General features: G+C 69.0%; 18 protein-coding genes. 12 read left to right on the top strand and 6 right to left on the bottom strand.

Annotated features, from left to right (window positions below):
* Positions 1 to 2: 2 nt before the first annotated feature.
* Positions 3 to 2,018 carry a pyrroloquinoline quinone-dependent dehydrogenase gene (locus tag V2S85_RS15640; protein ID WP_330703775.1) on the bottom strand — a complete coding sequence of 672 codons (2,016 nt, stop codon included), beginning with the start codon at positions 2,016 to 2,018 and terminating at the stop codon, positions 3 to 5.
* Between the two features lie 233 nt (positions 2,019 to 2,251).
* Here V2S85_RS15640 and V2S85_RS15635 point away from each other — a divergent pair, with 233 nt between their 5' ends.
* The 5 genes from V2S85_RS15635 to V2S85_RS15615 all read left to right on the top strand — a co-directional run bounded on the left by V2S85_RS15635 (position 2,252) and on the right by V2S85_RS15615 (position 8,799).
* Entirely contained in the window at positions 2,252 to 4,474 is a 2,223-nt protein-coding gene (locus V2S85_RS15635; RefSeq protein ID WP_330703774.1) for a TonB-dependent receptor, read from the top strand.
* A gap of 70 nt (positions 4,475 to 4,544) precedes the next feature.
* Entirely contained in the window at positions 4,545 to 5,576 is a 1,032-nt protein-coding gene (locus tag V2S85_RS15630; protein ID WP_330703773.1) for an alpha/beta hydrolase, read from the top strand.
* Positions 5,573 to 6,724 carry a serine hydrolase gene (locus V2S85_RS15625; protein ID WP_330703772.1) on the top strand — a complete coding sequence of 384 codons (1,152 nt, stop codon included), beginning with the start codon at positions 5,573 to 5,575 and terminating at the stop codon, positions 6,722 to 6,724. The genes V2S85_RS15630 and V2S85_RS15625 overlap by 4 nt, the downstream gene beginning before the upstream one ends.
* A gap of 65 nt (positions 6,725 to 6,789) precedes the next feature.
* Positions 6,790 to 7,620, top strand: coding sequence for an FAS1-like dehydratase domain-containing protein (locus tag V2S85_RS15620; RefSeq protein WP_330703771.1), 831 nt, complete (start codon positions 6,790 to 6,792; stop codon positions 7,618 to 7,620).
* 12 nt (positions 7,621 to 7,632) lie between these two features.
* Positions 7,633 to 8,799 (top strand): acyl-CoA dehydrogenase family protein, encoded by a 1,167-nt coding sequence (locus V2S85_RS15615; protein WP_330703770.1) that lies wholly within the window; start codon positions 7,633 to 7,635, stop codon positions 8,797 to 8,799.
* A 607-nt stretch (positions 8,800 to 9,406) separates the two neighbouring features.
* Here V2S85_RS15615 and V2S85_RS15610 read toward each other — a convergent pair.
* The 4 genes from V2S85_RS15610 to V2S85_RS15595 all read right to left on the bottom strand — a co-directional run bounded on the left by V2S85_RS15610 (position 9,407) and on the right by V2S85_RS15595 (position 13,912).
* Positions 9,407 to 10,087 (bottom strand): hypothetical protein, encoded by a 681-nt coding sequence (locus tag V2S85_RS15610; protein ID WP_330703769.1) that lies wholly within the window; start codon positions 10,085 to 10,087, stop codon positions 9,407 to 9,409.
* 27 nt (positions 10,088 to 10,114) lie between these two features.
* Entirely contained in the window at positions 10,115 to 11,449 is a 1,335-nt protein-coding gene (locus V2S85_RS15605; protein ID WP_330703768.1) for an MFS transporter, read from the bottom strand.
* A gap of 184 nt (positions 11,450 to 11,633) precedes the next feature.
* The gene (locus V2S85_RS15600) at positions 11,634 to 13,079 is read right to left on the bottom strand and encodes an MFS transporter (protein WP_330703767.1); all 1,446 of its coding nucleotides are present in this window, start codon (positions 13,077 to 13,079) and stop codon (positions 11,634 to 11,636) included.
* Positions 13,076 to 13,912, bottom strand: coding sequence for an alpha/beta hydrolase (locus tag V2S85_RS15595; protein WP_330703766.1), 837 nt, complete (start codon positions 13,910 to 13,912; stop codon positions 13,076 to 13,078). The genes V2S85_RS15600 and V2S85_RS15595 overlap by 4 nt, the downstream gene beginning before the upstream one ends.
* Before the next feature lie 145 nt (positions 13,913 to 14,057).
* On the opposite strand from V2S85_RS15595, the gene V2S85_RS15590 reads away from it, so the two are divergent.
* The 5 genes from V2S85_RS15590 (at position 14,058) to V2S85_RS15570 (ending at position 20,230) form a co-directional block, all read left to right on the top strand.
* Positions 14,058 to 14,696 carry an isochorismatase family cysteine hydrolase gene (locus V2S85_RS15590; protein ID WP_330703765.1) on the top strand — a complete coding sequence of 213 codons (639 nt, stop codon included), beginning with the start codon at positions 14,058 to 14,060 and terminating at the stop codon, positions 14,694 to 14,696.
* A gap of 2 nt (positions 14,697 to 14,698) precedes the next feature.
* Complete coding sequence (locus tag V2S85_RS15585; RefSeq protein ID WP_330703764.1) at positions 14,699 to 16,138, top strand: MmgE/PrpD family protein; 1,440 nt, start codon at positions 14,699 to 14,701, stop codon at positions 16,136 to 16,138.
* The gene (locus V2S85_RS15580) at positions 16,135 to 16,902 is read left to right on the top strand and encodes an SDR family oxidoreductase (protein WP_330703763.1); all 768 of its coding nucleotides are present in this window, start codon (positions 16,135 to 16,137) and stop codon (positions 16,900 to 16,902) included. Before V2S85_RS15585 ends, V2S85_RS15580 begins: the two co-directional genes overlap by 4 nt.
* Before the next feature lies 1 nt (position 16,903).
* Positions 16,904 to 17,815 carry a polysaccharide deacetylase family protein gene (locus tag V2S85_RS15575; RefSeq protein ID WP_330703762.1) on the top strand — a complete coding sequence of 304 codons (912 nt, stop codon included), beginning with the start codon at positions 16,904 to 16,906 and terminating at the stop codon, positions 17,813 to 17,815.
* A 153-nt stretch (positions 17,816 to 17,968) separates the two neighbouring features.
* The gene (locus tag V2S85_RS15570) at positions 17,969 to 20,230 is read left to right on the top strand and encodes an FdhF/YdeP family oxidoreductase (protein WP_330703761.1); all 2,262 of its coding nucleotides are present in this window, start codon (positions 17,969 to 17,971) and stop codon (positions 20,228 to 20,230) included.
* Positions 20,231 to 20,404: 174 nt separating this feature from the next.
* Here the strand turns inward: V2S85_RS15570 and V2S85_RS15565 are convergent, their stop codons facing one another.
* A complete protein-coding gene (locus V2S85_RS15565; RefSeq protein WP_330703760.1) occupies positions 20,405 to 21,181 on the bottom strand; it encodes a helix-turn-helix transcriptional regulator in 777 nt (258 codons plus the stop codon).
* 169 nt (positions 21,182 to 21,350) lie between these two features.
* Between V2S85_RS15565 and V2S85_RS15560 the strand changes: the two genes are divergently transcribed.
* Entirely contained in the window at positions 21,351 to 23,483 is a 2,133-nt protein-coding gene (locus tag V2S85_RS15560; protein WP_330703759.1) for a marine proteobacterial sortase target protein, read from the top strand.
* The gene (locus tag V2S85_RS15555) at positions 23,480 to 24,148 is read left to right on the top strand and encodes a class D sortase (RefSeq protein WP_330703758.1); all 669 of its coding nucleotides are present in this window, start codon (positions 23,480 to 23,482) and stop codon (positions 24,146 to 24,148) included. Before V2S85_RS15560 ends, V2S85_RS15555 begins: the two co-directional genes overlap by 4 nt.
* Positions 24,149 to 24,206 lie beyond the last annotated feature (58 nt).

Genomic DNA, 24,206 nt, shown 5'->3' with positions numbered 1-24,206 from the left:
CCTCATTTCTTCAGCTTGTAGACCACCAGCGCGTCGGACAGCTTCGTGCCCGCGAAGGCGTTGCCGCCTGCGGCGATGGCGACGTACTGGGTTCCATCCACCTCGTAGCTGGCCGGAACCGACATGCCGGGCGCCGGCAGTTCGGCGTTCCATACCTGACGACCCGTGCGGATATCGTAGGCGTGCAGCCGCGAATCCAGCGTCGCGCCGATGAACACCAGGCCGCCGCGCGTCGAGGTCGGCCCGCCCACCGTCGGCGAACCCCAGTTGAGGAAGCCCGGCACCGTCAGCCCGAAGCGGTGCGACTGGCCGAGCGGCACCTGCCACGCGATCTTCCCGCTGCTCATGTCGATCGCGGTCAGCGTGCCCCAGGGCGGCGGCATGCACGGCACGCCCAGCGGGGAGAGGAAGAACTCGCCGCTCGCGATGAGGTTGGTGCCCGGCAGTTCGCGGGTCATGAAGTCGCCGTTCTTGAACCCCTTGGGCTTCTCGCGGATGGCCATGGTGGAGGCGAGGTTGTCGGTCTTGACGACGAGCAGGTTGGTGACCGGATCGTAGGTAGCGCCGCCCCAGTTGGTGCCGCCCATCGAACTCGGCACGGTCAGCGAGCCCCTGGCGTCAGGCGGGGTGAAGGGTCCGTCATAGCGCAGCGAATCGAATTTCGCACGGCACCAGGCGCGGTCGATCGGGGTCAGGCCGAACATCTCGCCGCGCGTCACGCTGGTCTTGGCGAAGCTTTCGGGCAGGACCGGGATCGGCTGCGTGGGCGAGGCCTTTTCGCCGGGGACGGTCGATTGTGGCACCGGCGTCTCGCGGACCGGGAACACCGGCTTGCCGGTATCGCGGTCGAGCACGAAGACGAGGCCACTCTTGGTGGGCTGGATCACCACGTCCCGCAAGGCGCCGTCCTTGCGGATGGTCACCAGCATCGGGTTGGTCGGCAGGTCGTAGTCGAACAGGTCGTTGTGCACGGTCTGGTAGTGCCAGCGCACCTGCCCCGTCTTCACGTCCACCGCGACGACGGCGTCCGAATAGGGAATGTCGAACCGGCGGGTGCCCGAATAATAGTCCGGCGAAGGGCTGGTGGTAGCCAGGAACACCAGACCCCGGCCCGGATCGCCGGAGAGCAGCGACCAGATGTTCGCCGCGCCGGTATCATGCTCGTGCCCGGCGGGGATCGGGTCGAATTCCCAGAGCATCCGGCCGCTGCGCGCGTCGAAGCCACGCACGATGCCGTCGGCCGCGTCGCGCAAGTTGTCGCGCGCGCCGGTGGCGGCGATCAGTACGCCGTTGATGACGATCGGGGGCGAGCTGGCAGGCACCGGCCCTTCGCCGCGCGGATCGAAATCGGCATGAGTGACGAAGCCGTGATGGCCGTTCCCGGCCCCGAAGTCCGCGCAAGGGCGCCCGGTGGCGGCATCGAGCGCGACGATCGCGCGGTCGCCCGAGGAGCGATAGATGCGCTCGCCGCAAGTCGCGCCCGGCGCCGCCTGCGGATCGCGCCAGTAGGCGACGCCGCGGCAGTGCTTGGGCGCCATCGTGCCGGCCAGCAGCGCGGGGTGTCCGCCCGAGGCCTTGAACGGATCGAAGGCCCACTTCTGTTTCCCGGTCGCCGCATCGACGGCGAGCACACGGTCGAACGGTGTGCAGTAATAGAGCGTGCGCCCGGCCACCAGCGGGATGAACTCCATGCGCGTGCCCGAATAGGTGTCGCCGTCCTTGAAGTCGCCCGAATGGTGCGTCCAGGCGACTTCGAGATCGCTCACGTTGGCGGGCGTGATCTGGCCGAGCGGCGACCACTGGCTGCCGCCCGGATCCCCCCCGGTGCCGGACCAGTCGCCATCACGCCCGGTGACGCGCGCCAGCACCGCCCCCTCGCCGGAAAGCGGCCGCGCCGCATCGCCGAAGCGCGGCTTGACGACAGGCAGGGTCGCCAGCGTCCAGGCCACGAACACGACAAGCACGAAGATCACCGGATAGAGTACCGGATGACGGCGCAGGCTTCTTTGAAACTTCACAATAGCCCTCTACTGCACGAGCCCGAAGGCGGCCTGCGAACTTATCCGACGAGACAGATCGCGCCACCTTGCACATCGCCATATTGCGCGCTTTTCACCGCATATCCGGCGTTGACGGCGGAATGATCGGCTGTCGATCAAGTTCACGAACACCCCCCGCATTTCGCCCGAATCATCGCAGCATTCCCGCACTGCCAGACTTGCCATTCCAAGATCATTGCAGGGGGATTACCATGAGCATGAGGTCACTTCTCAGGCTGTCGGCTTGCGCCGTCGCCCTACTTTCCACACCCGCCTTCGCCGACGAGGCGCCCGAAGCCCCGCAGGCTTCCTCCTCCGGCACGGGCAACGACATCGTCGTCACCGCCCAGCGCCGCGAGCAGAACCTGCAGGACGTGCCGGTCGCCATCACCGCCTTCTCCAGCGCCGACGTCGAGCGTCTGGGCATGGACGACGTGTTCGACGTCGCCAACTTCGTGCCCTCGACGCACATCACGCAGTCGTCGTTCAAGGCGACCGCGACCTACTTCATCCGCGGCATCGGCACGCTCGACATCACCACCACCAACGATCCGCCGGTGACGATGTACGAGAACGACCTTATCATCGCCCGCTCCAACGCCAACAACATCGGCCTGTTCGACGTCGAGCGCATCGAAGTGCTGCGCGGCCCGCAAGGCACGCTGTTCGGCCGCAACACTTCGGGCGGCGCGGTCAACGTCATCCTCAAGAAGCCGGCCGACCACTTCGGCGGCTATTTGGAGGGCTCCTACGGCAGCTACGACAAGATCCGCGTCAAGGGATCGGTCGATGCGCCGATCAGCGACAAGGTGCTGACCAAGACCAGCGGCTTCTGGGTCAACGACCCCGGCTTCATCAAGAACGACGCCACCGGCAAGACCGTGGGCGGCGAGAAGAACTGGGGCGTGCGCGAGGACGTGCGCCTGCTGCCGACCGACACGATGACCTGGGATCTCTCGGCCAGCTACCAGCGCAACCAGGGTCTCGGCTTCCCGCTATCGGCCACCGGCGAGCCGGCGCCGAACACCACGAGCCCGCCGCCCGCCAACTGGTATCACACCACCGTCGGCGTCCCCGTGGGCGACTGCGGCAAGGACCCGATGGCCGCCTGGGCCGCGGGCAAGGGCGGCGCCTGCTCGGTCGCGCGTTCGCTGGGCCTGGGCTCGGTGATGGACTTCGAGACCGACGCGGGCGACCTGCAGGTGCTCTACGGCTTCCGCCAGTACTGGGCGGTCTACAGCTTCCCGGTCGGCACCGTCGACAATTATCCTTACGGCGGCAGCAACCTGTTCTCGGACGGCTACGGCTATTCGCATAGCGGCGAGCTGAAGTGGTCGGGCGAGGCCTGGGACGACAAGATCCAGTACGTCGCGGGCCTCTACTACCTCAACCTCGTCGACGAGAACCGCCTGTCGAACGCCAGCGCCAGCGGATCGACGATCACCTATACCCAGGACATCAAGATCCGCACCACGACGAACTCCTACGCGGCCTATGCGCAGGCGGACATCAAGCCGGTGGAAGGCGTGACCCTGACGCTGGGCGGCCGCTTCACGCACGACGTGAAGGAACTCGCCTACATCCCGATGGACGAGGTGAACGCGCCGACGATCTCCACCGCCGACGTCATCGCGCGCGGCCAGCCCGTCAAGCTGACCTCGAACCGCTTCACCCCGCGCGTGGCGTTGCAATATGATTTCTCGCGCGATGTGAACGTCTTCGTCTCGGCCACCAACGGCTTCAAGGCGGGCGGCTGGAACGCGCGCGTGAGCAATCCCAACCTCGTCATCGCGGTCGATCCGGAGAAGGTGTGGTCCTATGAGGCGGGCCTGCGCTCGCAGTTCATGGGCGGGCGCGGCAAGCTGAACCTGACCGGCTTCTACCAGAAGCTGAAGGGTTACCAGAACACCGTGCAGGTGTTCCTCGACAGCACCTCGACGCTGACCACGCTGCTCCAGAACATCGCCGACGTGCGCACGATGGGCATCGAGTTCGACGCCGCCTTCGAAGTGCTGCCGGGCCTCTCGCTGAACGCGACGGGCAGCTACCTCGATGCCAAGTACCTGAAGACCTACGAGTTCCCGAACGTCCCGGCGACGGCCCAGCTTTCGGACTCGGAGATCCCGACGCAGGCGCCCAAGTTCCAGGTCACCGCGGGCTCGACGTACGTGATGGACCTTGGCGACAAGCAGAAGCTGACGTTCTCGGGCCTGTGGCGGCACATGTCTCCCTACCAGATCGCGATCCTGAACCCGGTGCGCACCGTCACGCAGGACATGATCGACGCCAGCGTGCGCTACGATCGCGGCGACTGGTACGGTTCGGTGGGCTGCACCAACTGCACCGGCCAGCATGCCTACATGCTGGCGCTGGCGAGCCGCGTCTACCCGATGGACCCGCGCCGCGTCACCGCGACGCTCGGGGTCCGCTTCTGACCTGAACCTGTCCCCGCGCGCCGCCCGTCCCGCAAGGGAGAGGCGGCGCGCGGTCGTTTTTGGGAGCAAGATGACGATGCCTTCCCGCCTTCTCCCGCTGGTGCTTGCCGGCGCCGCGTTCCTGGCCTCGCCGTCGCTCCTCGGCGCGGCCGATGCCGTGCCCGGTTTCACCGTCTGCACCGCAGCGCCCTGCGCCCCGACCAGCCTTGCCCGCGCGCAAGTGCCGCTGGGCGAGGCGGTGGTCTATCCGGCCATGACTTATGCCGATCTGCAGGGCTTTCGCCCGCTGACGCTCGACCTCTACCTGCCCAAGACGCGCAAGGGACCGCTGCCGGTCATCGTCCTGATCCACGGCGGCGGGTGGATCTTCGGCGATACGCGCCACGAAGGCGCCTTCGCCGATCTGCCCAAGGTGCTGGCCGAGATCGCCGCGCAGGGCTTCGGGGTCGCCTCGGTCGAATACCGCTTCGGCAGCGAGGCCCCCTTCCCCGCCGCGCTCAAGGACGTGAAGACCGCGATCCGCTGGCTGCGCGCCAATGCCGCCGAATTCGGGCTGGACGCAGGCCATTTCGTGACCTGGGGCGGATCGGCGGGCGGCCAGCTTTCCGCGATCGCCGCCACCAATTGCGGCGTCGCCGCGCTCGAACCGGACACCGCCCCCGGCTACGGCGCGGTGCTGCATGGGCCGCCCACCTCGGTCTCGGACTGCGTGCAGGGCGCGGTGGCGTGGTACGGCGCCTACGATTTCACCCGCCCGATCGGCGGCCCGTTCCCAATCGAGCAGCATCCCTACTTCGGTTGCAAGCCCGAAGGCTGCACGAAAGAGCAGCTGGAGGCCCCTTCGGCCGCGCACTATCTCGATCCGGGCGACCCGCCGATGCTGCTGGTCCACGGCTCGGCGGACAAGTCCGCACCTCCGGCGCAGAGCACGCACTTCCTCGAACTGCTGCGCGCCAAGGGCATCCCCGCCGAACTGGTGATGATTCACGGCGCCGACCATGGTTTCCGTGCACCCACCGAAGCGGCGACGCTGGAGGCCCACCGCAAGGCGCTGGCCGCCTCGCTCGCCTTCACCCGCAAGGTTGCCGGGACGGCGCCGTGAAGCGCATCGCCATCACGGCACTGCTGATGCTGGCGGCGAGCTGCACCAGCGTGAACGAGACGCGGCTGCTCGAAGAACGCCGCGCCTGGTGGGCCTCGCCCGGCCACGCGCTGGAGGTGAGCAAGCTGCGTCCGCTCGAACGGGTGCCCGGCCGCGATGCCGCCCCGCTGCCGGTATCGGATGCCCTCGCTCCGCGGCTGCTCGCCGCCGCGCAAGGCGCGATCGGCGCGCACCGCACCGCCGCCCTGCTGGTATGGTCGCAGGGCGCTCTGCGGCTCGAACACTACGGTGAGGGCTTCGGCCCCGGCATGCTTTCCGCGCCCGCCTCAATGCCCAAGCCGGTGCTCGCGCTGGCGGTCGGCGCGGCGGTGGACCGGGGGCTGATCGATATCGACGCGCCCGTCTCGCGCTGGATCGGCGAGTGGGCGCACGACCCGCGCGGGGCGATCACCCTGCGTCAGGCGCTGCAGATGCGCTCGGGCCTGCACAAGGTCGGCGCCGCCACCAGGGGCGGCCCCGGCGAGGCGCAGATGCTGGGCACCCGGCTGGAAGCACAAGTGCTGGCGACGCCGCTCGATCACGCGCCCGGCACTCGTTTCGACTACAACAACACCGACAATGCCCTCGCCATGCTGGTCCTCCAGCGCGCCACCGGCATGCGCTATGCCCGCTGGCTCTCGCGCACCGTGTGGCAGCCGCTGGGCGCGGGCGACGCCTTTGCCTGGCTAGACCGGCCGCACGGCATGGCCCGCACGTTCTGCTGCCTGCTGGCGACCCCGCGCGACTGGGTGCGCGTCGGCCGCCTGATCGCCGATCACGGTGCGGTGGGCGGCGCACAGGTGATCTCGCGCGCGTGGATGGACACGATGACCGCGCCTTCGCCGACCAACTCCAACTACGGCCTGCAGATCTGGCGCGGATCGCCCCATGCCGCCACGCGCAGCTATGGCAGCGGCGCCGCGCCGCCGCTGCCGATGGGCGCGCCGTTTCGCGCGGACGACATGCTGATCTTCGACGGTGCGGTGGGGCAGCGGGTCTACGTCTCGCCATCGCGCGATCTGGTAATCGTGCGGATCGGGGACTTCGCCGCCGACTGGGTGGATTCGCGTCTCCCCAACGCGATCCTGGACGTTCTCGACGCGCACTGACCGGCATCCGAACAAAACCGCCTCGCGGCTGTCGGCCACCCACGGCGGCGCGGCATGGAGCGGACATGACGTATCAGGACTGGATCGGACGCAGCGAGACCGCGCGCGACGTGCTGGACGAAGGCACCGCCGCGAGGCTGCTGGGCGCCCTGTGTTCGCGCGAACTCGACCCCGCCGCGGGCGCGCTGCTGCTGGGGCACTGGCTGTGCTTCCGGCCCGCGATGATGCGCGGCGACACCGGCGCTGACGGACACCCGGCCAAAGGCGGCTTCCTCCCCCCCGTCCCCTTGCCGCGCCGCATGTGGGCGGGCAGCCGCGTGACATGGGAGCGCGCCATTCCGCTCGGCGCCGCGCTGGAGCGGAGGTCCACCATCGAGGCGGTCAGCGCCAAGTCCGGGCGCAGCGGCGAACTGGTGTTCGTGACCGTGCGGCACGAGGTCGCCGATGCGCGCGGTCCGATTCTCACCGAGCATCAGGACATCGTCTACCGCGAGGCGGTCGGTAGTGGCGCCGCTGCTCAGGCAGCCCCGTCAGAACCGGCCTCCGCGATGCCATGGTCCCGGCCGTTCCAGCCCGATCCGGTGCTGCTGTTCCGCTATTCGGCGCTGACCGGCAATGCCCACCGCATCCATTACGACCTCGCCTATGCGCAAGGCGAGGAAGGCTACCCCGCCCTCGTCGTTCACGGCCCGCTGACCGCGACGCTGCTGCTCGACCATCTCGTTTCCCATGCCGGGCGCCCGCGCAGCTTCGCCTTTCGCGGCATCGGCCCGCTGTTCGACACCGACGCCATGACGCTTGAGGCGGGTCCGCCCGGCAGCGACGGCACCGCCCGGATGCAGGCGCGCCGCGGCGACGGCGTCGTCCGGATGACCGCAACCGCCCATTTCGACTGAGGATACCTGAAAATGCCCACCGACCTGCGCGATGACCCCTACACCGACATCCGCGACGCCGTCCGCGCGCTGTGCGCCGAGTTTCCCGACGAATACTTCCGCAAGGTGGACGAGGAACGCGGCTATCCCGACGCCTTCGTCGATGCGCTGGCGAGCAACGGCTGGCTGGCGGCGCTGATCCCCGAGGAGTTCGGCGGCTCGGGCCTCGGCCTTGCCGAAGCCTCGGTCATCATGGAGGAGATCAACCGCAGCGGCGGCAACGCGGGCGCCTGCCACGGGCAGATGTACAACATGAACACGTTGCTGCGCCACGGCTCGGCCGAGCAGAAGGCGCGCTACCTGCCGCGCATCGCCAGCGGCGAACTGCGCCTGCAGTCGATGGGGGTGACCGAACCCACCACCGGCACCGACACCACCCAGCTCAAGACCACGGCGGTGAAGAAGGGCGACCGCTACGTCGTCAACGGCCAGAAGGTGTGGATCAGCCGCGTCCTGCACACCGACCTGATGATCCTGCTGGCCCGCACCACCCCGCGCGATCAGGTGGCGAAGCGCTCCGAGGGCCTCTCGATCTTCCTCGTCGACGTCAAGGCGGCGATGCAAAGCGGCATGGAAGTGCGCCCGATCCCCAACATGGTCAACCACGAGACCAACGAGCTGTTCTTCACCGACCTCGAAATTCCCGAGGAAAACCGGATCGGGGAAGAAGGTAAGGGTTTCAAGTATATATTGGACGGACTTAATGCGGAACGTACGCTGATCGCGGCGGAATGCATCGGCGACGGCTACTGGTTCGTCGATCGCGCGGTGAAATATGCCGGCGAGCGCGAGGTGTTCGGCCGTCCGATCGGGCGCAACCAGGGCGTGCAGTTCCCGATAAGTGAAGCTTATATAGAGACCTGCGCCGCAGACCTCATGCGATTTCGAGCTTGCGAACTGTTCGACGCGCACCAGCCCTGCGGCGCCGAGGCGAACATGGCCAAGTACCTTGCCGCCAAGGCCAGCTGGGAAGCGGCCAATGCCTGCATGCAGACCTTCGGCGGCTTCGGCTTCGCCAACGAATACGACATCGAGCGCAAGTTCCGCGAGACCCGGCTCTATCAGGTCGCGCCGATCAGCACGAACCTGATCCTGTCCTACATGGGCGAGCACGTCCTGGGGATGCCACGTTCGTTCTGATCTTGACGTTTATAACCTAATGGGTTATATGACCCAGCATCCGGAGTGACGAGGTACACGTCGCTTTCGGTGTATCGGGTCGGCGTCGTGGGCCGGGATGCGGTTTCAGCCGCAGCTGTTCGAACCACGCGTCCAACGAAGACCCGGACCGTCCTCTCGGCTCTGGAAACGTCCTTCGAACCGCTTTGTCCTTCTGGACAGACACCGCGAAGGCTATCCCGGATGACCCATGACCGCCAACGACGCGAACCCTAACGTCGGTCATACGGGACGGCTCGGATGGAATACCCAGGTCGAGCCGGGCTGACCACCGCTACCCGGCCGCTCGTCAGAGCAGGTGGAACACAAAACCCCGCGTCCCGGTGAGGACGCTCCCGACGCCGACCCGATGTTCACTCTCGGTTGCGTTGAATTCCTCCGGCGTTAGGCCCGCACTCGCCAGCGGGCGTTTTCGCGTGAGTGAGCCACACACACAACATCGTCATCCCGGACTTGATCCGGGACCGTGGGCAAGTCTTGAGGAGTAAGCGGGCGTTCGCGCGTCCCGGCGCAAAGGTGCGCCTAAAGACCGCCCACGGTCCCGGATCAAGTCCGGGATGACGGCAAGCTACTTCCAGTCGCCAGTCAGTTCCACCAGTTCGTAATACCGCCCGACTTCCGGCACGCGCACGCTCAGCGGCAGCCAGTCCTCGCCCGCCGTGTGCATCACCAGCGTGCGGCCGGTGTAGGTGTCCCAGTTGTAGCGCAGCGCATCGAAGCTGCCTGCCGGGCCTTCGTGCCGTTCCGGCCCCTCGAACACGATGTCGTAGGTCTTGGGCGTCAGCATCGGGCCGGAGGCGCCGCCGGGGGCCAGCGAACTGGAGAAGCAGTTGGTCAGCGGCTGCTTCTCACCGGCCCGCTCCGCCGGCGTGTGCGTGCATTTCCAGATATCGACGCTGATCGGGTGCGAGCCGAACAGGCGCGCGCGGCCCGGCGTCTCGATGCGCTGGCTGACGCGGCCTTCGGCGGCGGAGACGATCTCGCCTTCCGCGAAGCTGTCGGTGAAGCGGAAGAAGCCGCTGCCGATGAACGCGCCCCTGGCCACCACGCGCACGAAGGCGTCGACCGCCTCGAAGCGCGCGTTCACGGTGTAGGTCACGTCGCGCACCAGCGCCAGCTGGTCCATGCGGCACTGGCAGCGCAAGGTGCGGGTGCCGTCGTCGTGGACGGTGACCGAGAAGGTCTCGCGGCCGATGTCGCCCTCGGCGTCGGAGGCATAGCGGATCAGGCCGGAATAGTCGCGGGACATCGAAGGTACTCCTTAGGGAAGACTGGTTCAGGCCGCAGCCTCGAGTTCGGTCACCGCGCGCGCATAACCCTTGCGGCCGGTGAGCAGGTAGGCGGTCAGCACGCCGCCGACGACGAGCAGGATGCTCGCCAGCGACCAGCGGATGCCTGCCCCGTCGCCGAACACGGTGTCGTTGAGCAGGCCCACGCCGGTCGGCCCGATCAGGGTGCCGATCATCGAATTGACCATGGTGTAGAGCGCCAGCACGCGGCCACGATAGGCCGAAGGCGTGGCGAAGACCACCGAGGCGACGCCGGTGGACGTCGACATCGAACTGAAGAACGCCGAGACCGCCAGCGCCGCGATCGCAAGGTAGGGATTGGGCCATAGCGCCGCCGTCCCGCCGACGAGGACCAGCATCGGCAGGCTCACCGACAGCACCCGGAACGGCGCGTCCTTGTGGCCCCGGTCGTAGAGCCGGTTGGCGATCACCCCGCCGGTCACGGTGCCGAGCGGGCCGAGGGTGAGCAGGATCACGCCGTAGTACATCGAGAACTGCTGCGGCGGCCAGCCCCAGACGCGGGTGAAAAGCGTCGGCAGCCAGGTGAAGGCATAGCCGAACAGCGCCACCGTCCCCATCCCCACCGCCAGCGGCACCAGCGCCGAGCGGTGGCGGCCGATATGGGCGAAGCAGGCCTTCATCGAGGCGCCCTGCGCGCTCGCGGCGCCGCGCCGCGCGGGCTCGCGGATCACCGCCATCAGCGCCAGCGCGACGAGGAAGCCCGGCACGCCGACCAGCACGAAGACGATCTGCCACGGCGCCATACTGCCGCCGAGGAACGTCGCATGATGCAGCGTCGCCCAGGCCAGCAGCGCGCCGCCGATCAGGTAGGACAGGCCCATGCCGGTGTAGATGCCCAGGTTGAACACGCCCACGGCGGCATTGATCTTGCGGCGCGGGAACATGTCGGCGATCAGCGAGGTCGCGGCGGGGCTCAGCGCCGCCTCGCCGAAGCCGATGCCGAAGCGGCACACCGCCAGCTGGAAGAAGCTGCGGGTGAAGCCGGAGGCCACCGTCATCACCGACCAGAAGCCGATCGCCCCGGTGACCAGGTTGCGCCGGTTGAGCCGGTCCACCGCCCACCCGAACGGCAGGCCGGACAGGACGTAGACCGCCGCGAAGATCGGGCCCATCAGCAGGCCGACGGCGGTGTCGGAGATGTCCAGCGCCGCCTTGATCGGCGCCACCAGCAGCGTCAACACCCAGCGGTCGAGCAGCGAGAGCGCATAAGCCAGCGTCAGCAGCGCCACCGCGCCCCAGGCGTAGAGCGGGCGGGGAAAGCCGGTTTCGGGACCGGGTTCGGAGGTGGCGGCGTCGGTCATGGGAGTCCCTCGGGTCTTGCTGGAGGCATGATGGCCGAGGCTGCGGCGAAGGGCAGGCGCCGCCGCGCGGGTGTTCGTCTGCCGGTCAGGGGGCGCTCTCGCCCGTCATCCCGGCGCATGCCGGGACCGTGGGCTGTCTTTAGGCATGCCCTTGCGCCGGAGCGTCCTGACGAGAACTATCGCCTCAAGATTTGCCCACGGTCCCGGCGTGCGCCGGGATGACGGGATCGGCTCCCCCCTTCGCCGCGCGCAGCCGCTCCAGCTTGTCCTCGTCGAGATCGTACAGCAGCAGCAGCGCCGCCCCCACCGCCAGCATCGCCGCCGGCACCGTGGTCTTGATCGCGTAGAGCGCCGCGATCGTGCGGGCCGACTGCTCGACCAGCGCGCCGTTCTTCGTCGCCACGTAACCGGCGATCGACAGCCCCCAACCCAGCACCAGCGCGCCGATGGCGAAGCCCAGCTTCTCGTTCACCGAATAGAGGCTGGCGAAGACGCCGCCGCGTTCGAGGCCGTTCTTCAGGCGGTCGAACTCGATGGTGTCGGGCAGCATCGAGGTGCTCATCAGCAGCGCCCCGCCAGAGGCGAAGCCGAACACCGCCGAGCGCCACCAGATGCCGGGATAGCCGGTCGCCGCGTCCGCCCAGAACCAGCTTATCACCGCCGGGATCATGATGACCTGCGCCAGGAGGTAGGCGTTGCGCTTGCCGATGCGGCGGCCGATCCGCGTCCAGGCGGGCATCGACAGGAACACCGCGCCGTTCTGCACCACCGACTGGTGGATCATGCCGGTATAGCCCACGCTCATCACGTTGAGCAGGAACAGCAGCGTGATCGGCATCAGCACGCCGAACGCAACGTACTGGCACAGCTTGGCGCCCAGCAGCACGAACAGCGGCCGGTTGTCGAGCAGGCTGCGGAAGTCCTCCATCGACAGGCGGTGCGGGGTGCCCGCCGCGCGGCTTTCCTTCGCCCCGCGCGTGCCCCACCACGAACCGAGCATCGTCGCCAGCGCCAGCACCGCCATGACCCCGCCCATCATCAGGTAGCCGATGCGCCCGCCGCCGCCGAGCTGGATCAGCCAGGCGCTCAGCGCCAGCGCGGTCAGCTGGCCGACGCCGATGAAGGCGGTGCGGAACGAGATCAGCCGCAGCCGCTGGGCATTGTTGGAGGTTATCTCGGACGGCATCGTCAGGTAGGGGACGTTGAACAGCGAGTAGCCGGTCGAATAGATCACCAGCCCCACCGCCATCCACGCGATCAGGGCATTGCCGCTCATCGGCGGGGCGAGGAAGATCATCAGCAGCGACACGAACGAGACGAGCGCGCCTGCCAGCAGGAACGGACGGCGGCCCATGCGCGCGCGCCACTTGTCGCTGAGCTGGCCGATGACGACGTCGGCGACCGCGTCGTAGATCTTGGAGAGCATCACCAGCGTCCCCGCCACCGCCGGGTTGACCCCCAGCACCGTCGCCATCAGCGCCGGGAAGTAGACCGAGACGGTGTTGAGCAGGATCGAGATGCCCGACGTCCCCACCCCGAAGCCGAGGCACAGCCGCAGCGGCGGATAGGCGGCAGGGGCGCCTTGCGCTTCGGAGGCGGTGTCGGCCGTGACGGCGGCGGGTGGGGTCATGCGGATTGTTCCATGGCAGGCTTGAGGGCGGCGAGGCCTTGGAGCACCGCCTGCGCGAGCGCGGCGGGCCGTTCGGCGGCGATGTAGTGGCCGGCATCCGGCACGATGCGCAGCGGGCCGGTGCCGAGCGCGGCGGCCATCGCGGCGCCAGCCTCGGGCGGGCTGATGCGGTCGTGCGCGCCTGTCACCAGCGCGGCAGGCGCGCGCACCCGGCGGGCGGCGGCGAGCAGGTCGGGCCGGGTGGCGTAAGCGTCGATCACCGCCACTTGCGCGCGCAGGCTCGACGCCATGCGGTCGGCGACGAGGGCATCGAGGATCGCTGCATCATCCGCGAAATCCGGAGCAAGTTGCGCGGCAAGGTCGGCGCGGGCGCGGCGGGCGAGTTCGTCCTCGTCCAGCGCGGCATATTCGGCCTGGCGGCGGCGCAGCGCCTCGACGGCGACGGGCCTCGCGGGATCGGGCGCGCCGACCAGCACCAGCGCGGCGATCCGCTCGGGAAACGCGGCGGCCGCGTTGATCGCCACCGAGCAGCCGAGCGACCAGCCCAGCACGGGCGCCCGATCGATCCCCAGCGCATCGAGCACGCCGATCAGATCGGTCGCCCAGTGCGGATGGTCGATCGCCCCGCCGGTCGGCACCAGGTTCGCGGCGAACCCGCGCTGGTCGTAGGCGATGACGCGCAAATGCGGCGCCAGCTCGCGCATCAGCGGCATGAAGTGCGCCGCGCGCGATCCGCCGCCGTGGAGCAGCACGAGCGGATCACCGCTCCCCGCCTCGATCACGGGAAAGCGCAAGTTGTCATGCGAGACATGGTGAGCGGTAAAGGCGATCATCGGGGCGTAGCCTACATCACGCGATGCCGCTGCCGATTTCAAGCCTGCCGCGTGTTCGTCTGCCGATCAAGCCGTCCGGGCCGCCTCCCCGCCGCCGGTGCTTTGCCGCTTTGTCGATGGGCATACCAACCGAACAGAGGCTCCCATGCGCACTACGATGGACACGCTGGCCAGGCAGGTCGATCCCGCTCACACCGCGATCCTGATCGTCGACATGCAGAAGGACTTCTGCACCCCCGGCTTCGGCGCCGAGCAGGCCGGGCGCGACATGGGCCCCGCCAATCGCGCCATCCCGCATATCCGCCGCCTGCTGGACGGCGCCCGCGCGGTGGGCGCCGCTGTCGCCCACGTCGGCTTCTGGACCCTGCCCGACAACGGCAGCGATTCCGACACCTGGCTGTGGAAGCGCAAGGGCGCGACGGTGTCCTCGCCCACCTTGTGCATCGCGGGCACCGAGGGCGCGCGGTTCATCGACGAACTCGCCCCCGTCCCCGGCGAGCTGGAAATCCGCAAGCACCGCTACAGCGCCTTCACCGCCACCAACCTCGACCTGCTGCTGCGCGCGCGCGACGTGCGCACGCTGATCGTCACCGGCGTCTCCACCAACGTCTGCGTCGAGACCACCTTCCGCGCCGGATTCGAGCTTGGCTACGCGGTCGTCGTCCCGCCCGAGACGTGCGCGTCGTGGGACCACGACCTGCACGAGGCCGCCCTCGCCAACGTCCGGCACCGCTTCGGCGTGACGCCGCCGCTTCAAGACATCCTGACCATCTGGGGACAATGACAATGAGTGAAACGCCCATGCTGACCAATGCGGTCACGCAGTTCATCACCCGCGCCGACGCGTCCGCGCTGACCGGCGAGCACTTGCGCCTCGCGCGGCGCTGCGTGCTCGACGGGCTCGCGGTGGCGCTGGGCGGCAGCCAGCAGCCGGGGATGGCGCCGCTGGGGCGTTACATCCTCTCGCTCGGCGGCAGCGCAGATGCGCGTCCGATGGGCGCTGCCCGCCGCCGCCTGCCCGCCCACCTCGCGGCGCTGTGGACCGGCACCGCGGGCCACGCGATGGACTGGGACGATACCCAGCTCGCCGAAGGTCCGGGCCGTCCCTACGGCCTGCTCATGCACCCGACGATGCCGCCGCTCGCCGCCTCGATGGCGCTGACCGACATGGTCGCGAAGGAAACCGGGAAGCCGGTCAGCGGCGCGAAGTTCCTCACCGCCTTCGTTACCGGCTTCGAGGTCGGCTGCAAGATCGCCGAGGCCATCAACCCCGACCACTACATGCGCGGCTTCCACACCAGCGGCACAATCGGCGCCTTCGCCGCGACCGCTTCCGCCTGCAGGATGCTCGACCTCGACGAGGAGACGACCGCGCGCGCGATCGGCATCGCCGCCTCGTGCTCGGCGGGCATCCGCGCCAATTTCGGGACGATGACCAAGCCCTTCCACGTCGGCCGCGCCGCCGAGAACGGCGTCACCGCCGCGCTGCTCGCACGGCAGGGCTTCAGCGCCAACACCGAGGCGCTCGACGGCAAGTGGGGCTATCTCACCATCGCCGGGCCGGGCGGCGATCCGGCGCTGGTGACAGGCAGGTTCGGCGCGCCCTTCACGATGGTCTCGCCCGGCGTCAGCATCAAGCCCTACCCTTCGGGCGTGCTCACCCATCCGAGTATGGACGCCATGCTGTTCCTCATGCGCGAAGAGAACATCGCGCCCGAGGCCATTGAAAGCGTGGGCCTTTACGCAGGCTCCAACGTGCTGGGCCCGATCCGCTTCCGCATCGCCAAGACCGAACTGGAGGGCAAGTTCTCGTTCGCCTTCCTGCTCGCCGCGATCGCGCTGCGCGGCCGCTGCGGCAAGGAGGAGTTCACCGACGAATTCGTTTCCTCCGATGCCTGCCAGGCGATGCAGCACCGCATCGAGACGCACTTCTCGGACGAGATCGAGGCGATGGGCTGGGACCGCATCCGCTCGCGCGTCGAGATCGTGACGAAGGACGGCCGCAAGTTCGAACGCTGGGCGAACGAGGCCTATCGCGGCAGCCCGCACAACCCGCTCTCGGACGCGGAACTGCAGGGCAAGTTCGCCGACAACGCGGCGGGCCTGCTGGACGAGGAGCGGCAGCAGAAGGTCTTCGATCTCGTCTGGTCGCTGGAGACCGCGCCGGACGCGGGCGCGCTGATCGACGTCACCGACTGGGGCGCGCTCGACGCGGTGGGGGCATGAACCTCGGGCTGGAGGGCCGCGCGGCGCTCGTCTTCGGCGGCAGCCGGGGCATCGGCGCCGCCACCGCCCGCGCGCTGCATGGCGAGGGCGTGGCGCTTTCACTGACCGCGCGTAGCGAGGAGGCGCTGGAAGGCAGCCTCGCCGCGATGCCGGGGGCACAGGCGCTCGCTGCCGACCTAACCAAGCCCGGCGACGCCGAGGCGGCGGTCGCGGCGGCGCTGGCCCGGCATGGGCGGATCGACCTTGCCGTCGTCAGCGCCGGAGCGGCGCAGGGCGGCAGCTTCACCGAGCTTGGCGACGAGGTCTGGGCCAGCGCGCTCGAACTCAAGTTCATGGGCATGATCCGGGCGCTGCGCGCGCTAGTGCCGCCGATGCGGGCGGCGGGCCATGGGCGCATCCTCGTCATCGTCGGCAACAACGGGGTGCAGGCCAACAAGGCGATGCTGCCGGGCTCGGCCGCAAACGCCGCCTGCCTCGCGGTGATCCGGGGGCTCGCCGAAGACTTCGCGCCGCATGGCATCCGCATCAACGCGCTCAATCCCGGCCCCACCCGCACCGACCGCTGGGACGGCCTCGTCGCCCGGCTCTCGGAAGGCCGCGACCCGGCGGAAGTGGAGGCCGAGCTGCTCGGCGCGCAGCCGCTGGGCCGGATCGCCACGGCGGACGAGATGGGCCGCCTTGCCGCGATGATGCTTTCCGACGCCGCCGACATGCTCGTCGGCACCTCGCTCACCGCCGACGGCGGCGCCGTCCGGAGGATCTGACATGTCGACCAACCCGCGCGTACCGTACCAACTCTCCAGCCAGCGCGCGCCGATCGCCGCGCCCGAGAGCGGGCGGCTGATCGTCCACCTCGTCGTCAACATCGAGAACTGGCGCTTCGACCACGCGATGCCGCGCAAGCTGCTCCCCGCGCCCCACGGGGCCGAGGCGGTGCCTGACATTCCCAACTTCTCCTGGGCCGAATACGGGATGCGCTGCGGCATGCCGCGCCTGTTCGAGACGTTCGCCCGGCGCGGCCTGCCGGTGACTTGCGCCTTCAACGCCAGCGTCATCGACAATTACCCCGCGCTGGCGCAGGCGGTGGTGGACGCCGGGTGGGAATTCATGGGCCACGGCATGCACCAGCGCGCCCTCACCGCCGAAGACAGCGAGGCCGATCTGCTCGGCGCCGCGATCGACAAGATCGCCGCGTTCTCCGGCAGACCGGTGGCCGGTTGGCTGGGGCCGGGCCTGCGGCAGACGGCGGACACGCTGGACCACCTTGCGGCGAAGGGTATCCGCTACTGCTGCGACTGGGTGCTCGACGACCTGCCGGTGTGGATGAAGACTGCACAGGGCGCGATGGTCGGCGTGCCCTACTCGCTGGAGATCAACGACAGCGTGATCTACGCGGTGGAGAAGCATTCCTCCTCCGAGATGCACGACCGGCTGGTGCAGACGCTGGAATGCTACGCGCCCGAACTGGAGAAGGGCCCGCGCATCGTCACCCTCGGCCTGCACCCGCACCTGATAGCGGTGCCGCACCGCTTCGCGTGGTTCGAACACATGCTCGACCTGCTGCAGGCGCGCGAGGACACGGTGTTCATGACCGGCAGCCAGATCGCCGACTGGTTCGAGGGCGCCAGCGATCCGGCGGAGCGCGAAGCCGCAGTAGGATATGGTCCGGCGACATAACCCCGTCTCGTCATCGCGAGCGAAGCGAAGCAATGACGAATGTCAGGGCAAGCGAGCGCTCGTCGCAATCCTCTGCGTCAAGTATCGGAATTCGCTGGCACGAGTGCTATATCGCCCCGGTGGCGTCAGACGCCTCCTGCCAGCGATGTGACCATGACCGATACCCGCGAGCCCGAAACCCGCCCCGAAGGCATCAGCGACTACAAGGGCCCGGCCGGCGGCTGGGGCGCGCTCGGCGCGGTGGCGCGCACCGTGCGCGAACAGATGAAGGCCAGTCCCGACACCCGGGCACTGCTGCAGATGAACCAGCCCGACGGGTTCGACTGCCCCGGCTGCGCCTGGCCCGACCCCAAGCACACCTCCTCGTTCGAATTCTGCGAGAACGGCGCCAAGGCGGTCACCTGGGAAGCCACCGTCAAGCGCGTCGATCCCGAGTTCTTCGCCCGCCATTCCGCCACCGAACTGTGGTCCTGGAGCGACCACCAGCTGGAGGACGCCGGCCGCCTGACCGAGCCGCTGCGCTACGACCCCGAGACCGACCACTACGTGCCGATCACCTGGGACGAGGCCTATGCCCGCGCCGGCACGGTGATGCGCGCGCTCGCCCATGCCGACCAGGCGGAGTTCTACTGCTCGGGCCGCGCGTCCAACGAAGCGGCGTTCCTCTACCAGCTGTTCGCGCGCGAATTCGGGACCAACAACTTCCCCGACTGCTCGAACATGTGCCACGAGGGCACCAGCGTCGGCCTGCCCAAGTCGATCGGCATCGGCAAGGGCACCGTCACGCTGGAAGACTTCGACCACGCCGACGCGGTCTTCTGCATCGGCCACAACCCCGGCACCAATCACCCGCGCATGCTCGGCACGCTGGCGGCGGTGTCGAAGCGCGGGGCGCCGATCGTCGTCGCCAACCCGATGCGCGAGCGCGGGCTGGAACGCTTCAAGTCGCCGCAGCATCCCACCGAAATGCTCACGCCGTTCTCCACCCCGCTCGCCTCCGCCTATCACCAGGTGCGGATCGGCGGCGACATGGCGATGCTGAAGGGCATGATGAAAGCGCTGTTCGCGATGGACGATGCGCGCGGCGACGTGCTCGACCACGCCTTCATCGCCGAGCACACCGAGGGCATCGACGCCCTGCGCGCGGATATAGAAGGCACCTCCTGGCACTGGATCGAGACGCAATCACGCCTGACGCGCGAGGCGATCGAGAGCATGGCGGAGACGTTCGCCGCCGCCGACAGCGTCATCATCTGCTATGGCATGGGCATCACCCAGCACCGCCACGGCACCCAGAACGTCCAGGCGATCGCCAACCTGCTGCTGCTGCGCGGCCAGTTCGGCAAGCCCGGCGCCGGGATCTGCCCCCTGCGCGGCCACAGCAACGTGCAGGGCGACCGCACCGTGGGCATCACCGAGCTTCCGGCCGAGGACATGCTGCAGCGCCTCGACGCCGCCTTCGGCATCGCCTCCCCCCGTCATCACGGGCACAACGCGGTCGAGGCACTGACGGCGATGCGCGCCGGGCATTCGAAGGCGCTGATCTCGCTGGGCGGTAACCTCGCCGTCGCCATGCCCGATCCCGAGGCCTGCTTCGCCGCCGTGCGCGGGCTCGACCTCTCGGTGAACATCCTCACCAAGTTCAACCGCACCTGCCTGCTCACCGCGAAGGAGACGCTGGTGCTGCCGTGCCTGGGCCGCACCGAACTCGACGTGCAGCAGGCCGGGCCGCAGTGGGTGACGGTGGAGGACAGCATGTCGATGGTCCACGCCTCCAAGGGCAAGCTCAAGGCGCCCGGGCCGATGGTGCGGTCCGAACCCGCGATCGTCGCCGGGCTGGCCAAGGCCGCGCTGCCGCATACCCAGGTCGACTGGGACGCGATGGTGGCCGACTACGACCGCATCCGCGACAAGATCGAGGCGGTCTATCCCGACTTTCGCGACTTCAACCTGCGCGTGCGCGAGCCGGGCGGCTTCCGCCTGACGATCGGCCCCAGCACCCGCATCTGGAAGACCCCCAGCGGCAAGGCGCAGTTCCTTACCCATCCGCGCTCCGAGGAGCCCGGCGAGCAACCGCTGCTGCTCACCACGATCCGCAGCCACGACCAGTACAACACCACGATCTACGGCCTCGACGACCGCTATCGCGGCGTCACCGGGCGGCGCGACGTGATCTTCGCCAACGAGGTGGACATCGCCATGCTCGGCCTCACCGAAGGTGACCGGGTGGATGTCGAAACACCCGGCGGCCGCAGGCTGGAGGGCTTCACGCTGGTTCGCCACGCCATCGCGCGCGGCTCGCTAGCCGCTTACTATCCCGAGGCGAACTGCCTGATCCCGCTGGAGGACTGCGACCATGCCAGCGGCACCCCGGCCTATAAGTCGATCCCGGTGACCCTCAGCGCGGTGGGTTGAAGCGGGCTGGAACGGTCCGTCTGATACTCAACTTTCCTTCCGTCATTCCCGCGAAGGCGGGAACCCAGCTGATGACGGCGCCACCGGAAATCCCGGGAGATGGGTTCCCGCCTTCGCGGGAATGACGGCAAATGGGACCGTCAACGCCCCGTCACAAGCGGCGCGACACCAACCTCAACCATGCCAGCGGCAGAACTCGGCCGTCAGCGCCCGGTCTAGGATTTCGCGATATTCGGCCCGCACCGCGTTGTCCTCGCCGATCACGCCGAGTTGCAGGTCGGCGATCTGCTCCACCGGCACCAGCGCGATCGGGCACGACACCGGCAGCAGCTGCGATCCCGAGCCGACCTGCAGCGTCGAGAGCAGGCCGAACATCCGCCGCTCGCGCGTGCCGCGCCCCAGCATGATGAGGCGGTACTGACCCTCCTCGCTGGTCACCAGATAGGTATGCCCCGACAGGTTCGGCATCGACACGAAACCCGCCTGCGTGAAGGTGCTGTCCGCCCGCTCGCTCTCGGCGAAGTCGAGGTGCCCGGCGGCGGCGTTCCAGAATATCTCGGTGACATAGGCATAGATCGCGCCGGGCTGGCTGAACGCCGGCCGCAGCGTCAGGTAGGCGCCCTCGATCCAGCGCACCGCCGGGCGGCTGTAGGAGCCCATGTGCGCCGGGGCCAGCTGAGTCTCCGTAGCGGCGCCGCCGGCGCCCCGGTCGTCCGGCCGCCCGCGCAGCGAGGTGGCGAGCACGTCCTCGATCCGCACCACCGTCGCCAGCGAGAACGGCCGGCTGCCCGACAGCGCCTTTTCCAGCGTCGAGAGGCTGATCTTCGCCATGTCGGCGAGCGCCTGGCGCGAGATCCGCCGCCGCGCCAGTTCCTCTCGCAAGGCCGCCGCGATGCGCGTGTTGTCGGCGCCCTGAAGTTCTTCGGCTTGAAGTTCGGTGTCGTCGGTCATGCCCGTCTCCATACCGGACAATTCCTCACAAGTGCGCACATTTCGTCAAGAGCACCGTCACGACCATCCTCGCCCGTCCGCCGCTTGCCGAAACTGGCGGACCTTTCGCGTGGCTGTCCGGCATCGGCAGTGCCTAGTGAAAGGGCTCCAGACCATACGGAGCCTTGCCATGTCGATGCATCCTGCCCTTCCCTCGCTTCTTCGCCCGCAGGCGCACCGCCGCCTCGCCATCGCCACCATCGGCCTCGTCGCGGTCATGACGAGCGGTCTGGTCGCCCAGGCCCGCGCCGCTGATGCCGTCGATCCCGCCGCTGGCGGCGCGCTGATGCTCAAGGGGCGCGACGGCGTCGCCAGCGCCTTGCCCGCCGTGCGGCTCGGCACCGACATGGACGTCACCGTCAGCGGCCAGATACTGCGCGTGCGGGTGACGCAGGCGTTCCGCAACACCGGCGACACGTGGATGGAGGCGACCTACCTCTACCCCCTGCCCGACGACGGTGCGGTGGACACCATGAAGATGGTGGTCGGCCAGCGCGTGATCGTCGGCCACGTCAAGCGCCGCGAGGAAGCCCGCGCGATCTACGAGGACGCCAAGGCGCAGGGACGCCGCAGCGGTCTCGTCGAGGCCGAGCGGGCGAACCTGTTTCGCACCGACGTCGCCAATGTCGGACCGGGCGAGACGGTGCTGATCTCGATCGAGTACCAGGCCCCGGTGCGCCAGCTCGGCGGCGAATTCGCGCTGCGCCTGCCGCTGGTCGCCGGTCCGCGTTACGTATCGCCGGGCAGCCTGACGGACGGGAAAGCGGTGGCGGACGCGGCGCGCGTCACCGCACCGCTCGCCGATCCGGCACTCGGCCGCTCGCTCAACCCGGTGTCAATCACCGTCCACCTCGCCCCCGGCTTCGTGCCGGCCAACGTCATAAGCCCTTACCACAAGGTCAACGTCGCCGAGGCCGGCCCGGCCGAGCGCACCGTGACCCTCGCCGCAGGGCAGGCCCCCGCCGACCGCGACTTCGAGCTGCGCTGGCGCTCGGCCTCGGCCGACCCCACCATCGGCCTGTTCCGGCAGGAGCGCGACGGCCAGCACTACGTCATGGCGGCGATCACCCCGCAGGCGGCGGTCGAGCCCGGCAAGGTGCCCCCGCGCGAGATGGTCTTCGTGATCGACAACAGCGGTTCGATGGGCGGGGAATCGATGGAGGCGGCCAAGCGCAGCCTGCTCTACGCGCTGGGCACGCTGCGGCCCGAGGACACCTTCAACGTCATCCGCTTCGACGATACCATGACCCAGCTGTTCGACCATGCCACCCCCGCCAGCGGCGACCAGATCGAGCTGGCCCGCCGCTTCACGCAAGGGCTGGAGGCATCGGGCGGGACCGAGATGCTGCCCGCGCTCAAGGCCGCGCTGATCGATGGCCATCCGGATGACGGGGCGGTGCGCCAGGTGGTGTTCCTGACTGACGGCGACCTCTCGAACGAGAAGGACATGATGGCCGAGATCGCCGCGCACGGCGGGCGCAGCCGGGTGTTCATGGTCGGCATCGGCTCCGCCCCCAACAATTTCCTGATGCGCCGCATGGCCGAGGCCGGACGCGGCACTTACACCAACATCGGCGACGGGGCCGAAGTGATGGCGAAGATGACCGCCCTGCTCGACCGGCTCAGGGCCCCGGCGGTGCGTGACCTGGCGGTGCGGGTGGAGGGCGGCGCGTTCGACCTGACGCCCGCGCGCCTGCCCGACCTCTACGCCGGCGAGCCGCTGGTGCTGCTGGGCAAGGGCGCGGCGCCGCCGCAGGGTCGCCTGGTCGTCACCGGCACGATCGGCGGCAAGCCGTGGAGCCGCACCGTCGATCTCGGCAAGGCGGACGAAAGCCCCGCGGTGGCGCGGCTCTGGGCCGGGCGGCACATCGCCGACGTCGAGGCGCAGCGCTGGTCGGGCCAGCTGGCCGACGATGCCGCCGACGAAGAAATCGCCCGCACCGGCCTCGCCTATGGCCTCGTCACCACCCGCACCAGCCTGGTCGCGGTGGACGAGACCCCGGCGCGGCCCGACGGCGCCCGGCTGACCCGCGAGGATCTGCCGCTGCTGCTGCCCAAGGGCTGGGACTTCGACACGCTGCTCGGCCGCGACGCCCCCGCGCCCGCCGTCGGCACGCCGTTGCCGGAAACGCAGCAGGACATGGACCTGCCGCAGACGGCGACCGGCTTCCTCGGCTCGGTACTGTCGGGACTGGCGCTGCTGGCGCTCGGCCTCGGCGGCTTGCTGGTGGCCTCGCTACGCCGGTTCGGGAGGGGCTCGTGAACCGGGCGCTGCGCAGGCTGGCCGGCGGCATGTCGCTGGTCGCCTGCCTTGCCGGGGGCGCGCAGTTCGCCAGCGGGCTGGCGGTCCCGGTCAAGGCCGGGATCGCCCAGCACCGGCTGGAGCGCAGCTTCGAGGCACGGCTCGCGGCAGGACAGAAGGTGGCACCCGGAGCACGGCCCGGAGCCCGCCTCGCTACCGCCGCCCTGTCGCTCCCGGACGAGGGCGCGATCGCCCGCATCGCGGTCCCCCGGCTGGGCGTGCGGCAGATCGTCCTCGCCGGCAACGGCACGCACGAACAGCTCGCCGAGGGGCCGACGCTGATCCGGCGGACCACGGGCCCCGCCCCCGTCACGATCCTCGCCGCGCACCGCGACACCCACTTCCTGTTCATCCGCGACTTGCGCCTGGGCGATACCCTGACCATGCAGTTCGTTGATGGCGCCACCGAGCGCTACCGCGTCACCCGGTTCGAGACGGTACGCTGGGACCGCTTCGCCTATCCCGTCGATCCGGCGCGAGCCCTGCTGGCGCTCGCCACCTGCTACCCTTTCGGCGGCACCGAATACGGAGGTCCATGGCGGCGCGTGGTCTGGGCCGAACGCATCGGGCCCGACTCGGTAGCCTCGCCACGACCGGAAAAATCCGCGGAATCTCGGCATTTTTAATTGCTGTTGATAATCATTCGCAAATATACTAGAGGTATCTCATCGAAGCAGGGGATGA

Origin of the sequence: Novosphingobium resinovorum (genome assembly GCF_036352595.1) — a bacterium.
Classification (GTDB): Bacteria; Pseudomonadota; Alphaproteobacteria; order Sphingomonadales; family Sphingomonadaceae; genus Novosphingobium; species Novosphingobium resinovorum_B.
This window is presented reverse-complemented; position numbering and strand designations above follow the sequence as displayed.

Excerpts from the sequence above, each read along its gene's own strand:
- V2S85_RS15635 (WP_330703774.1), top strand. The coding sequence starts at position 2,252 with ATGAGCATGAGGTCACTTCTCAGGCTGTCGGCTTGCGCCGTCGCCCTA.
- V2S85_RS15630 (WP_330703773.1), top strand. The coding sequence starts at position 4,545 with ATGACGATGCCTTCCCGCCTTCTCCCGCTGGTGCTTGCCGGCGCCGCG.
- V2S85_RS15620 (WP_330703771.1), top strand. The coding sequence starts at position 6,790 with ATGACGTATCAGGACTGGATCGGACGCAGCGAGACCGCGCGCGACGTG.
- V2S85_RS15615 (WP_330703770.1), top strand. The coding sequence starts at position 7,633 with ATGCCCACCGACCTGCGCGATGACCCCTACACCGACATCCGCGACGCC.
- V2S85_RS15610 (WP_330703769.1), bottom strand. The coding sequence starts at position 10,087 with ATGTCCCGCGACTATTCCGGCCTGATCCGCTATGCCTCCGACGCCGAG.
- V2S85_RS15605 (WP_330703768.1), bottom strand. The coding sequence starts at position 11,449 with ATGACCGACGCCGCCACCTCCGAACCCGGTCCCGAAACCGGCTTTCCC.
- V2S85_RS15600 (WP_330703767.1), bottom strand. The coding sequence starts at position 13,079 with ATGACCCCACCCGCCGCCGTCACGGCCGACACCGCCTCCGAAGCGCAA.
- V2S85_RS15595 (WP_330703766.1), bottom strand. The coding sequence starts at position 13,912 with ATGATCGCCTTTACCGCTCACCATGTCTCGCATGACAACTTGCGCTTT.
- V2S85_RS15590 (WP_330703765.1), top strand. The coding sequence starts at position 14,058 with ATGCGCACTACGATGGACACGCTGGCCAGGCAGGTCGATCCCGCTCAC.
- V2S85_RS15585 (WP_330703764.1), top strand. The coding sequence starts at position 14,699 with ATGAGTGAAACGCCCATGCTGACCAATGCGGTCACGCAGTTCATCACC.
- V2S85_RS15580 (WP_330703763.1), top strand. The coding sequence starts at position 16,135 with ATGAACCTCGGGCTGGAGGGCCGCGCGGCGCTCGTCTTCGGCGGCAGC.
- V2S85_RS15575 (WP_330703762.1), top strand. The coding sequence starts at position 16,904 with ATGTCGACCAACCCGCGCGTACCGTACCAACTCTCCAGCCAGCGCGCG.
- V2S85_RS15570 (WP_330703761.1), top strand. The coding sequence starts at position 17,969 with ATGACCGATACCCGCGAGCCCGAAACCCGCCCCGAAGGCATCAGCGAC.
- V2S85_RS15565 (WP_330703760.1), bottom strand. The coding sequence starts at position 21,181 with ATGACCGACGACACCGAACTTCAAGCCGAAGAACTTCAGGGCGCCGAC.
- V2S85_RS15560 (WP_330703759.1), top strand. The coding sequence starts at position 21,351 with ATGTCGATGCATCCTGCCCTTCCCTCGCTTCTTCGCCCGCAGGCGCAC.